Annotated in this window: 14 protein-coding genes and 1 pseudogene; 2 read left to right on the forward strand and 13 right to left on the reverse strand. The window is 50.8% G+C overall.

Annotated elements, in window-relative coordinates; all coding sequences use genetic code 11:
• Positions 1-17 precede the first annotated feature (17 nt).
• The 10 genes and pseudogenes from spoIIIAD to XI25_RS21800 all read right to left on the reverse strand — a co-directional run bounded on the left by spoIIIAD (position 18) and on the right by XI25_RS21800 (position 6,838).
• Entirely contained in the window at positions 18-407 is a 390-nt protein-coding gene (gene spoIIIAD / locus XI25_RS21755; RefSeq protein WP_046680215.1) for a stage III sporulation protein AD, read from the reverse strand.
• An 8-nt stretch (positions 408-415) separates the two neighbouring features.
• Positions 416-619 (reverse strand): stage III sporulation protein AC, encoded by a 204-nt coding sequence (gene spoIIIAC / locus XI25_RS21760; RefSeq protein WP_046680216.1) that lies wholly within the window; start codon positions 617-619, stop codon positions 416-418.
• Positions 620-633: 14 nt separating this feature from the next.
• On the reverse strand, positions 634-1,152 hold the full coding sequence (spoIIIAB, locus tag XI25_RS21765) for a stage III sporulation protein SpoIIIAB (RefSeq protein WP_046680436.1): 519 nt from the start codon (positions 1,150-1,152) through the stop codon (positions 634-636).
• Positions 1,145-2,139: pseudogene (gene spoIIIAA / locus XI25_RS21770) on the reverse strand (stage III sporulation protein AA). The gene spoIIIAB and the pseudogene spoIIIAA overlap by 8 nt, the downstream one beginning before the upstream one ends.
• 86 nt (positions 2,140-2,225) lie before the next feature.
• Complete coding sequence (locus XI25_RS21775; RefSeq protein WP_046680217.1) at positions 2,226-2,492, reverse strand: YqhV family protein; 267 nt, start codon at positions 2,490-2,492, stop codon at positions 2,226-2,228.
• A gap of 165 nt (positions 2,493-2,657) precedes the next feature.
• Positions 2,658-3,911, reverse strand: a complete 1,254-nt coding sequence (locus XI25_RS21780) for an aspartate kinase (RefSeq protein WP_046680218.1) — start codon at positions 3,909-3,911, stop codon at positions 2,658-2,660.
• Positions 3,912-4,118: 207 nt separating this feature from the next.
• Positions 4,119-4,676: an elongation factor P gene (efp, locus tag XI25_RS21785; RefSeq protein WP_046680219.1), complete on the reverse strand. Its 558-nt coding sequence runs from the start codon at positions 4,674-4,676 to the stop codon at positions 4,119-4,121.
• Positions 4,677-4,710: 34 nt separating this feature from the next.
• Complete coding sequence (locus XI25_RS21790; protein ID WP_046680220.1) at positions 4,711-5,781, reverse strand: M24 family metallopeptidase; 1,071 nt, start codon at positions 5,779-5,781, stop codon at positions 4,711-4,713.
• Between the two features lie 34 nt (positions 5,782-5,815).
• Positions 5,816-6,262: a type II 3-dehydroquinate dehydratase gene (gene aroQ / locus XI25_RS21795; RefSeq protein ID WP_046680221.1), complete on the reverse strand. Its 447-nt coding sequence runs from the start codon at positions 6,260-6,262 to the stop codon at positions 5,816-5,818.
• Positions 6,263-6,340: 78 nt separating this feature from the next.
• Complete coding sequence (locus tag XI25_RS21800; RefSeq protein WP_046680222.1) at positions 6,341-6,838, reverse strand: YqhR family membrane protein; 498 nt, start codon at positions 6,836-6,838, stop codon at positions 6,341-6,343.
• A gap of 198 nt (positions 6,839-7,036) precedes the next feature.
• Between XI25_RS21800 and XI25_RS21805 the strand changes: the two genes are divergently transcribed.
• Positions 7,037-8,029 carry a DUF1385 domain-containing protein gene (locus XI25_RS21805; RefSeq protein WP_046680223.1) on the forward strand — a complete coding sequence of 331 codons (993 nt, stop codon included), beginning with the start codon at positions 7,037-7,039 and terminating at the stop codon, positions 8,027-8,029.
• Positions 8,030-8,036: 7 nt separating this feature from the next.
• Positions 8,037-8,369: a hypothetical protein gene (locus XI25_RS21810; protein WP_046680224.1), complete on the forward strand. Its 333-nt coding sequence runs from the start codon at positions 8,037-8,039 to the stop codon at positions 8,367-8,369.
• Positions 8,370-8,448: 79 nt separating this feature from the next.
• Here XI25_RS21810 and XI25_RS21815 read toward each other — a convergent pair whose 3' ends face one another.
• The 3 genes from XI25_RS21815 to mntR form a co-directional block, all read right to left on the reverse strand.
• Positions 8,449-9,372: a patatin-like phospholipase family protein gene (locus tag XI25_RS21815; protein WP_046680225.1), complete on the reverse strand. Its 924-nt coding sequence runs from the start codon at positions 9,370-9,372 to the stop codon at positions 8,449-8,451.
• Between the two features lie 125 nt (positions 9,373-9,497).
• Complete coding sequence (locus XI25_RS21820) at positions 9,498-11,114, reverse strand: family 10 glycosylhydrolase (RefSeq protein ID WP_046680226.1); 1,617 nt, start codon at positions 11,112-11,114, stop codon at positions 9,498-9,500.
• A gap of 176 nt (positions 11,115-11,290) precedes the next feature.
• Entirely contained in the window at positions 11,291-11,716 is a 426-nt protein-coding gene (gene mntR / locus XI25_RS21825) for a transcriptional regulator MntR (RefSeq protein ID WP_046680227.1), read from the reverse strand.
• Between the last annotated feature and the right edge of the window lie 160 nt (positions 11,717-11,876).

The following is an 11,876-nucleotide window of genomic DNA, read 5'->3' on the forward strand; positions in this document are numbered from 1 at the left end:
ACGTATCCCCCGCTTTCTCAGGCCGGCAGCAGCTTTAAAACCGTCTCGATGATGATTCCGATAATGGGAACCGCCAGGACCAAGATCAGCACCTTCCCGGCCATTTCGATTTTCGATGCGATCGATTCCTGACCTGCGTCTCTTACGACCTGAGCGCCCATCTCGGCGATATAAGCGATTCCGATAATCTTGAGGACCGTCTTCAGATAAATCAATTGAACGCCCGAGTTTTTCGCGAGATCTTCAAGCATCCGGATAACGTTCCCGATTTTGCCGATCAGAAAGAGGAAAATCATGATGCTGGTTGTGACCGCAAGCAGAAAAGCAAAAATCGGCTTTTGTTCCTTTACGACAAGAATGAGTATGGTGGCGATCAATCCGACGCCGACCACTTGGATGATTTCCATAATCTCACCTATTGGAAGAGGAATATGGTTTTGATTTCCTGAAGCAGATCGTCCAGCAGCCGAACAACCATAAACAGGACGACAACAAATCCGATAAGCGTCACCCAATGGGCCATATCCTCTTTTCCCATCTGCTTCAGCACGGTGTGAATCATGGCAATGATGATCCCGATACCCGCAATTTGGAAAATGGCATTCACTTCTATGTTCATTCCCTGGCACCTCGCTAAAAGATCAAAATGACGATCAATGCTCCAACAAGCAGTCCCAAGCTTTTGCTCATTTTCTCGTACTTTGCTTGGTCCTCTCTAGCCGCCGCTTCCTCATGCCTAAGTTGTCCGGCAGCGAGTGCAATATGCTTCATCTGGTCCTGCCTGTCGCTGGTGCCAAGCACACCGCTTAGCTGTTCCATCACTTCCCGCTCAGAGGCCTTCATGCTTGTCTGTTTCCAGTGTCCGTTCAGCGCTTTCAAGATGCTTTCCTGGGCTGACAGACCGTACCGTGGACTCATATGGCGGGCAGCATCCGTAAATAGCGTTCTGAGCGGGTCCCTCAAACTCTTCCCGATTCGATCGAGCGCCTGGGGAAGCGGAGTATAGCCATAGCTGATCTCCGTCTCCAAACGTTGCAAGGCCAGAATAAGCTCGCGGATCTGTCTCGGTCTTGATGCAAATTGCTGCGCCTGATAAAAACCTGCCAATGCACCCGCAACCAGCACAATGACTGCCCCGAGGAGTTTAAGCAAATCCATCACCGCCCCGGCATGCCCCCGCAGTCTGAAGGGTCCGTTGACCGCTGTCCTGCAGCCTGAAGGATCGTCCGCCTTGTGACCGGTTCAAAGCCGCATACATCTCAAACATCCGGTTGTCCACAAGTTCCGCCAGGCCGGGACGACCTCTCATGTCCTGCACCGTTGCTCCATGCGCCGTAGCGATAATGGTAATCCCCGCATGCAAAGCCTCCGAAACGGCTTCGGCATCTTCCGGACGGCCAATCTCGTCCACAATCAGAACGTCCGGGGACATGGAGCGGATCATCATCATCATCCCTTCGGCTTTAGGGCAGCCATCCAACACGTCCGTTCTCGGGCCGACGTCAAATCCGGGGACTCCCCGCATGCAGCCGGCGATTTCCGAACGCTCGTCCACGATGCCCACCTTCATCCCGGGCCAGGTTATGCCCGAGCTTCCCCAGCTGCCGCAGCTGATTTGACGCGCCAGGTCCCGGAGAATGGTTGTTTTTCCATGCTGCGGAGGAGACATGATGAGCGTGTGCTTCACCCTTTTTCGTTTTGTGTCCAGCAAATACGGCAGAATCCCGTCGGCCGCTCCCTTGATTTCTTTGGCGATCCGCACGTTGAACCCGGTGATATCCCGAATATGCTCCACCCTTCCCGCGTTTAAAACGGTCCGTCCGGACAATCCGATACGGTGCCCTCCGGGGATGGTGATGAATCCTTTCCGCAGCTCTTCCTCCATCGTATAGAGGGAGTGATTGCTGATCAGGTCGAGCAGTCGGTGACCGTCCTCCCTCCCCGGCTTGTACGCATCTTCGGCAGCCTGGTAAGCCTTCCGGACGATGTGACAAATTGGAATTCCCCTCCGTTATTAACCTCCAGCGGGCGCCCTTCCCGAATCCGGACCTCTTCCAAGCCTTCCAGAACTTCACGCGGCAACTTCAGCAAGAGAGACTTAACGTTTTCCGGAAACAGCTCCAACCAACTCATTGTCATATCGGTTTCCCCCAAGCTGTCCTTTTCTTGAAGTATTACTTAATCCCATGTGTATGCCTGTACTCCGTTTTTATGCAGCAAATCTATCATTTTTTTAAAATTCCGTATAAAAGAAAAGCCACCCCGCACATGATCCACCCGATTTTCCCCCATGACAGCTTATCGGCCATTCCCACGAGACCGATGGTGGTCGTCACAATCAAAACCATCGGGCCTACGAATGCCAATGCCGAATTGACGGCCAGCGCTTTATCCACCTGGTTCAGCCGCAGCATGATCAGGGCGGCCAAAATTTCCAAACTGCCGGAAAAAATACGCAATGTGGCCATACCGGCCACAAACTTGTCCAGCATGCTGAATCCTCCTTTTAGCTTGATGAGATAAAATATGCTAGGCTCTCTCGGTTTATCTCTATTTTTTCGAAGACTCATAGAAAAAGCAAAATAAAAGAAAGAGGGTATTCCCTCGGGTTAAAACCGGGGAATACCCTCTCTCCAACAATTTATTGATATGCCTGATTATCTGCGAACCTGCGGGCCTCCGACGGAAGCCTGCTGATTGGTATCGAGGCCATACGCCGTATGAAGCGCCCGAACGACATCCTGCAGATTCGAGCCGTCAATAACGCAGGACACCTTGATTTCGGAGGTGCTGACCATCTTTATGCTTACGCCCTGTTTCGAAATAACATCAAACATCTGGGCGGCTACGCCTGGATGGCTGACCATGCCGGCACCGACGATGGACACCTTAACAAGATTGTCCTCGGAAGTGACTTCACGGAACGGAAGTTCTCCGCGGATGCCCTTGATCACTCCCAGAGCACGTTCGCTGTCGCTGAGAGAAACCGTAAAGGAAAAGTCCGCTTCGCCGTTCTGTACGCCGCTCTGAACGATAATATCAACGTCGATGCCTTCCTGGGCCAGAGCTCCGAACACTTGGGCAAGAACGCCCGGATAGTCGGCAACACCCAAAATACTGATTCTCGCCACGTTTTTGTCGTAGGCGATCCCGCTTACCACTACACCTTGCTCCATGCTAGCTTCCTCCTTAACAACCGTTCCCTCGTTATAATTAAAGCTGGATCTGACCACAAGCTTCACCCGGTTATGCTTCGCATATTCCACGGCGCGCGGATGCAATACGGCCGCTCCTAGATTCGCGAGTTCCAGCATTTCATCGTAGGAGATTTCTTTGAGCTTACGTGCGTTATTAACGACACGCGGGTCGGTTGAGTAGATCCCGTCCACGTCCGTGTAAATCTCGCATACGTCGGCATGAATGGCGGCCGCCAGCGCTACGGCTGTCGTATCCGATCCCCCGCGGCCAAGCGTCGTGATTTCGCCGTCGTCGGTCATGCCCTGAAAACCTGCGACAATAACAATTTTGCCTTCCTCGAGCGCTTTATTGACACGGTTCGGCGTGATATCCGTTATTCTCGCTTTGCCGTGAATCGGCTCGGTCCGGAAACCGGCCTGCCACCCCGTATAGGATACCGCCTCGCGGCCAAGACGATGAATGGCCATGGACAGCAGGGACATGGAAATCTGTTCGCCCGTTGTCATCAGCATATCCATCTCCCGCGCGGGAGGATTTTCATTCAGCAGTTTGGATTGATCGATTAGTTCATCCGTCGTGTCCCCCATAGCGGATACGACAACCACGCATTGGTGACCTTCATCTTGCTTCTCAACGATTCTTCGGGCGACGCGCTGCATCCGTTCCGTATCCCCTACGGAACTTCCTCCGAATTTCATGACGTACAGTGACAACGCTTCCTTCACTCCCCACTTTTTCTCATCATCTTATATCAGTTGGTTTCTCGCTTTAAATCAGTATAATACGAAAGTCATCGGTTGCGTCAAGAATTTTCAGAAGAAGTTTCAGAAATTTCGACAGTTTCTTTTAAAAAGCGGCAGCCTTATAGAAAATGGCAGGCCAAGGGATTTCCTTGGCCTGCCATTTATGCGGTGTAAAATTTATGCGCGGGAAATGTACTTGCCTTCGCGGGTATCGATCAGAAGCACATCATCTTCATTGATAAAGAGCGGAACCTGTACGTTAAGGCCGGTCTCGACCTTCGCGTTTTTGGTAGCCCCCGTAGCCGTGTTGCCTTTGATGCCAGGCTCGGTTTCCACGACTTTCAGCTCAACGCTGTTCGGCAAGTTGATGCCGAGAATTTCGCCCTGGTAGCTGACGATGTTCACGTTCATGTTCTCTTTGAGGAAATTCAGTTCCCATTCCAGTTGCTCGCTGGTCAGGCTGAATTGATCGTATGTTTCGTTGTCCATGAACACATGTTCTTGACCGCTTGCATACAGGTACTGCACGCCGCGGTTTTCGATCATCGCCCGGCCGATCGTTTCGCCGGCGCGGAATGTTTTTTCAACGGTGTTCCCGTTGCGGAGGTTTTTCAGCTTGGAGCGGACAAAAGCCGCGCCTTTCCCCGGTTTAACGTGCTGAAACTCAAGGACCGTAAAAATATCTCCGTCTACTTCGACGGTTAATCCTGTTTTAAAATCGTTTACTGAAATCATTCGGAATTCCTCCTAAGGTAGTTTAAACAGTCTCTTATAAAACGGTGTACTCTTTACTGGAGCTCGTTAAAATATGAATACCCGTTTCGGTGATCACAATATCATCCTCGATACGGACGCCGCCAAGACCCGGCAGATATATGCCCGGCTCCACGGTAACGACCATACCCGGCTTCAGAACATCGTCGCTAAGCTTGGACAGACGCGGCGACTCGTGCACTTCCATGCCCAGGCCATGGCCCGTGCTGTGGCCGAAATACTCCCCGTATCCGTACTTCGTTATGACATCGCGGGCAAGTGCATCCGCTTCGCGGCCCGTCATGCCCGGCTTGATACCATCCAGCGCGTGAAGCTGGGCCTCCAGGACAATATCATAAATCTCTTTAAGCTTGGGATCGGGCGTCCCAAGCGCAATCGTGCGCGTCAAGTCCGAGCAATAACCGTCCAGAAGCGCCCCGAAATCGAAGGTGATGAATTCGTTCCCTTGAATGACCCGATCGCTGGCTACCCCGTGCGGCAATGCCGAACGCTCGCCGGAAGCCACGATCGTGTCGAAGGAAGAGCAAGTCGCCCCGCCCTTGCGCATGAACATTTCCATCTCCAAATCGATTTCCCGTTCCGTTTTTCCCGTTTCCACGATGCTTAATACATGACTAAACGTTGCATCGGCCAAATCTGCGGCCCGCTGCATTGCTTTAAGCTCCTCGCCGTCCTTGAATATGCGGAGCTCTTCGATCATGCCGGATACCGGAACGAGGCTTACGGGCTTCAATTGCTCTGTATAGGCGGAGAAGACAGCGTATGTAACATGTTCCTGTTCAAATCCGAGCGCCGTGATCCCTTCGGACGCGAGAAGTTCCTTCACGGTATCCGTAACTTTAGCGGCATGCTCGACAACTTTATAACCGGCTGCTTGTTGAGGAGCCTGGGTCATGTACCGGAAATCCGTCAGCAGATAGGATTGGGCTTGAGTGATAAGCACATAACCAGCCGATCCGGTAAAGCCGGTCAGATAACGGCGATTAACCGGGCTGGCGACAAGCATCGCGTGAAGCCCCTTAGCCTGCATTTTCTCCCGCAGCTTTGCAACTCTAGGATTCGCCATTTTATAAGTCTCCTCTCCCGTACTTCTCATTACTTTACGAATTGCGGTTATCCAGGACACCCAAAAGAGCGTTAAGGCCCAGCTTATAACTATCCGCCCCGAAGCCGGATATCTGTCCCGCGCAAACGGGCGCGATAACCGAGGTATGCCGGAACGTTTCCCTCGCATGGATGTTGGATAAATGCACTTCCACGGTTGGAATTTTGACGGAGCTGACCGCGTCACGCACCGCATAACTGTAATGCGTCAATGCGCCGGGATTCAACAATATCCCGTCGGCCTGTCCCATCGCCTCATGAATCCGGTCAATAATGGCACCTTCGTGGTTCGATTGATAGAAGGTAATATCGATCCCGGCGTCATCCGCCTGGTTACGCAAACTATCCTCGATCGTCTGCAGGCTCAGCGAACCGTAAATTCCCGGTTCACGGATCCCGAGCAGGTTCAAATTCGGTCCGTTAATTACCCATATGGATTTCATAGGGTTTCCCACCTTTTCGTCAAATAACCAACTGCTATTTTAACATAGGCGGCATGCCCTTGAGAAGTTTTTATTGCGTCAGCCCAAGACGCCTTCGGGTTCCCTCCGTTTTTCGTCCGTATACTCTTCGGCTGTCGTATAACCGATAAACAGGCCCCACAGCAAGAACAGGCAGAACTCGGTAATATTCGTGTCCCAGTTAAGCCTTTTTACGGGAAGGGAGAAATGCAGAAACGGGTTCAATGCGATGAACAGCACAGCCCACCATACAATGCCGTATGCGATCCCGGGCCAAGGACCTCTTGCTTTTCGGAAAAGAAAAACATAAACCAGGGAAGACAGTATGGACAAAGCGATAAACGAAAGCCAACCGGCAAGCTGCCCCGCGGTGCTTAAGAGAAAGGAATGTTTGAAAAACGGCTCAAACAGGAAGCCTGGCAGAACCCGGGTGAAATGCAGCGCGTAAGAGATCCACCTAAGGCCTCCCCATATAAAGCCGGCGTAAAAGCCTAATTCCAGGGCGAACAAAAAAAGGTTGGTATGGTTTTTTTCCGAACGTTCGACAAAAGGGTTCATGAATTACGGCTCCTTCTCTTCGATGTCTGTTTCACTAATGGCGCCTCTTGTTACCGGATTTATTATGCTCCTTTCCCGTACGCCTAATCCAACTAGAAATTACTTCAAAAATTCGCTACAATAGTATTAAGATTGTGTTCAAAACATTTTTGAACAGTTTCTTAAAAGAACGCAATTTAAGACAGGAAGGTGAAATGGTTGTCTCAAAAGTCAGCTCCGGTCAGCTACGGCGGCCAAGCCGTCATTGAAGGTGTCATGTTCGGCGGCAAGCATGTTAACGTCACAGCCGTGCGGAGAAAAAACAACGAAATCAAGTTTTTGGAAGTGCCCCGCGAAGATAAAACCTGGATTCTTAAGCTGCGTAAAGTACCGCTTCTTCGCGGCATTATCAGTCTTATAGATTCGAGCATCAAAGGTTCCAAGCATCTTAATTTTTCGGCCGACGCCTATGCGGACGATACCCTCGAACCCGAGGAACGCGAAAAGCAGAAAGAAAAAGAGGATTCAGGCTGGAGTCTCAGCATGATTATCGGCGTTGCCGCGGTCAGCGTGCTGTCATTCATTTTCGGCAAGCTGCTGTTTACGCTGGTCCCCGTGTTTGTGGAAGATTACCTCTTCGGCAATTCATTTGACCATTATATAATTCATAACCTGATTGAAGGCGTCATCAAGCTGATTCTTCTGCTCGCCTATCTGTGGGGCATATCCCAGACACCCGTGATCAAAAGACTTTTTCAGTACCATGGCGCCGAGCATAAAGTGATCAGCGCTTTCGAAGCCGGTGAAGAGCTAACCGTCAAAAACGTACAAAAGTACACCCGTCTTCATTACCGGTGCGGCAGCAGCTTTATGATGCTGACGATCGTATTGGGCGTCGTCGTATATTCCGTAGTACCTTGGGATACGATGACCCAGCGGGTCATCCAGCGCATAGCGCTCCTGCCGGTCGTACTGGGCGTTTCTTTTGAGTTCTTGAAGCTCACGAACTCCTTAAGGGAAGTTCCTGTCCTCCGTTTTCTCGGTTATCCCGGACTCTGGCTTCAGCTTCTCACGACAAAAGAACCGACCGACGAGCAAGTCGAAGTATCCATTGCCTCTTTCAACCGGATGCGCGAACTGGATGCACAATACGACAAAGTTGCGGTTCAGCAGCCTCTGGCAGGAAGCGTTCTGGATCCAGCGAAAGGATGAGTAATCCATGAATAAGCTGACCACCCATCGAATTATTTTTTGGACAGCGATTGCTCTTGCCGCATTTGGTATCGTTATAAACCTGTTAGACCCGAAAGTGTTTATTCCATTGATTATCGTTGCTGCGGTATTCCTGCTTTACAAATTTCCGCCTCGCCGGTTTAACCGGCATCCGAAGGTAAAGCCGTCCCGAAGCACCGCTGAGAAAATGAAACGAAAGAGCAGTTCGGTTCGAAAAACCGGCAGCTCTTCTCCAAAGAGAAAGCAGTATCCTTTTCAGGTCATTGACGGCCAGAAGGGCAAGCACGATCAAGACGATGACCTTCCAAAATATCATTAAAAAAACGTCCAGGATGCCGTGAGGTATCCTGGACGTTTTTTTTAATGATTTAAAGATCGCAGCCATATTCCTGCAGCGGTCACTTATCGGGTCGCCATGTCGAAAAAAACTTTTGTCCTGCCGCCAAACCGGATTCGTATAAACCGCGGCTCTCCTCCTCGGTGAGTTCAAAATGCGTCGTACTCACGCCGAGCGTCGGGATTTTGATTGTCCGGTGCCGGTTTTCCTTCTCGATATAACGTTCATCATGAGCAGAGAGCATGGTTTCAAACATGGCGGTCAACATACTGAAAGGACCATCGATTTTGTGAGGCTCGCAGTTGTTTTTTCCGACCATCTGAAAACCGATGACGGGCGGCTGCTTGGTTCCTTCATTTTTTTCCCGGTCAAACAGCCAGAGCGGGAAATTGCTGAGCAGACCGCCGTCGACTACATAAACGAACTGCTCCCTGAATGATTTGCCTTTTGCCGCCCTTCCGGTCAGTCTCAGTATAACCGGGTCGAAAAAATAAGGAATGCTGCAGCTCATCCGCACCGCTTTTGCAACCGGAAAAGCGGAAGGATTTATGCCGTAATGCCGAAGGTCGTCCGGAAGCACCAGCAGCTTTCCGTTCGTGATGTCAGAAGCTACGATATACAATTTGCCGGCCGGGATATCGGAAAACGTAAATATTCCTTTTTTGAGGAGGAGCCGACGGATCCATTGCTCCAGCGCCTCTCCCGAATAGAGGCCTTTCTTGATTAAAATTCTTAGGGCCGGCCCGATAATTTTTGTATTGAAGATGGGAGCTCTTGTAAGCAGAGAATCGAACGGCGTCGTTTCTATAATGGTTTTCATCTCGTCGGCCGTATAACCGGCTGCCAGAACCGCGGCCACAATCGAGCCGGATGAGGTGCCCGCCACTCTCTTGAACTTGATGCCGGCCAACTCGGCGGCCTTTACGGCGCCGGCAAGCGAAATCCCCTTAACCCCTCCGCCTTCAAACACGGCATTGATATGCATAAGCAAATCCCCCGCCTCACATGGTCTACTGACTATGTATGAGAGCGGGGGATTATTTTATGCCTATAGGGGTTGTTCAAATTCATCGCTTTACGAACTTTCGGGCATGCAGGTTTGGTATTCGTTTAGGATTGATAAAATAATTTCAATTGATCAAGCAGGCCCATTGGATTGCTTATTAAATTTTTGGCTCTGAAAAAAATGCTTCCGCCGATTTCGCTGTATTGCTTATTGTATTGAAGCTGATTGATGATTTCGGTTGCGGTATGCCAGCTCTTTTCCTGAGTCAGGTCGCCCACCTTATAGGCAGCGTGGCCGATGAGCAGATTAACGCCGGTTCCTTTGACCTCTTGAACCCACCAGTCGGTAAGCTTGTCGTAATCGGCAGCCGTGAAGTTCATGCTCCAGTAGATCTGGGGCGCGATATAATCGATCCAACCGTTTTTGATCCAGGTCCGGACGTCGGCGTACATGCTGTCATATGCCGTCACTCCCGCCTGCGTATCCGAGCCCGTCTTGTCGGAGGATTTATTGCGCCAAACGCCGAATGGACTGATTCCATACTCTACCGATGGCTTGGCTCTATTGATGCTTTCCCCGAGCGACCGGACAAAGGCATTGATGTTGTCCCTGCGCCAATCGCCGATATTGCTGAAGTTTCCGTTATTGTATCTATTGAAGGCGTCGCCGTCATTTATCGTGGTATTCGACGGATAGAAATAATCATCCAGGTGGATTCCGTCCACATCGTACCGGTTTACAACCTCCATGATCGTATCGATGATATGCTGCCGTGCTTCCGGAATGCCGGGGTTGATCATTAGCTGCTGGTTGACTTTAAGTATCCAATCGGGATGGCTTACGGCTACGTGCATCGGCGAAAGCGACGTCGTCGACAGTTCCGTGTTGGCACGGAACGGATTAAACCAGGCATGGAATTCCATTCCCCGGCGGTGCGTCTCATCCACCATGAAAGCTACCGGGTCGTATCCCGGATCCTTTCCTTGCGTCCCGGTCAGCACTTTCGACCAGGGAACCAGCGCGGATGGGTAAAGCGCGTCCCCTGCCGGACGGAGCTGGACATAAACGGTGTTCATGCCCGCGGCCTGCAACGTGTCAAGCAGCGAAACGAACTCGGCTTTTTGTTTCTCGATATGGTTCTTCGATGTCGGCCAATCGAGGTTAAACACGGTCGAGATCCAGGCACCTCTTACTTCATTTCCAACGGGAGCAGGAATATCCACAGGAATATCCGGCTTGGTTGGAGGCTGAGGTTGGGGTTGGGGCTGAGGTTGAACCACCCCTTCGCTGGTTAAGAAGATTTCCTTCGACGCCTGGCTCCATTTTACGTTCAATCCGAGATTTTCGCTGATGAACCGGAGCGGGACCATGACCCGTCCGATTTTGATCTGCACCGAAGCGTCAAGCGGAACCGGCAATCCGTTCACAAGCGCCGTGCTTTTTCCCGAGGTCAGGGACATCTCGTTCCCGTTCAGTTTCACGTTTACGGTTTTGGCCGACTGATTCCAGTCCACCGAGGCTCCCAGACCCTCGCTGATGATACGGGTCGGGACCATCGTTACGTTCGCTCTCGGCAGTATGTATGGCGAAGTGTCGCTGTTTAACCTTTGGCCATCCAGAAAAATGCTGATGTCCTGGCTTTGTGCCTGAGCGGCGGGAACAATCGACGGAAGAAGCAATAATGACAGAAACAGCACGAGCAAACATCTTCGAAATTTCATTCCTTAAATCCTCCGGTATTGATAGATTTGCAGGTAATTCGATTAACGGCCCATGGCCCTTCCCGGAAGGACGCCATAGCCTCCACGGGAAATATAAGCAAGCATACAAGGAAAAATCTTATGCTTTCTTATATTTCAAGTGAAAGGGCATCTGTCACCAGCGGACAGATGCCCTGTTACGATTCGCTGACCAATTCGTTATGAATGTCACGCAATTCCTTAAGGCGTTTGTCGTCGCGCTTGAAAAATTCAACAAGCGTCTCGATACAAGTTATGGAATCCCAGCTTAAATGATGCTCGATTCCTTCCACGTCTTTATAAATGTTTTCTTCCTGAACGCCAATCATGCCCAGGAACTCTTCCAGCAGCTGATGACGGGCCATTAGGCGTTTGCCCATTTTTTTACCCTTGGTCGTCAACACCAGGCCGCGGTATTTTTCGTAAATCAGATATTCATCCTTGTCAAGCTTCTGAATCATTTTCGTGACGGAAGAGGGGTGAACCTCCAAGCCTTCGGCAATATCCGAAACGCGCGCATATCCCTTCTCGTCAATCAACTTGTAGATGCGCTCCAAATAATCCTCCATGCTGGGTGTCGGCATCTTATTCCCTCTTTTCTAAAAATTACGTGACTCTGTGTTACTCTACCTGCATCTGTAATGATACATGTTTCGGAGAGCACTTGGCAAGTCCTGGTCCTTTCGCCTGCGTTATATTGCCACGTGTCCGCGCGCCTTTACGGGGGCAAAATAAAACATCTTT

Source organism: Paenibacillus sp. DMB20 (assembly GCF_000987955.1).
In the GTDB taxonomy this organism is placed as follows: domain Bacteria; phylum Bacillota; class Bacilli; order Paenibacillales; family Paenibacillaceae; genus Paenibacillus_AQ.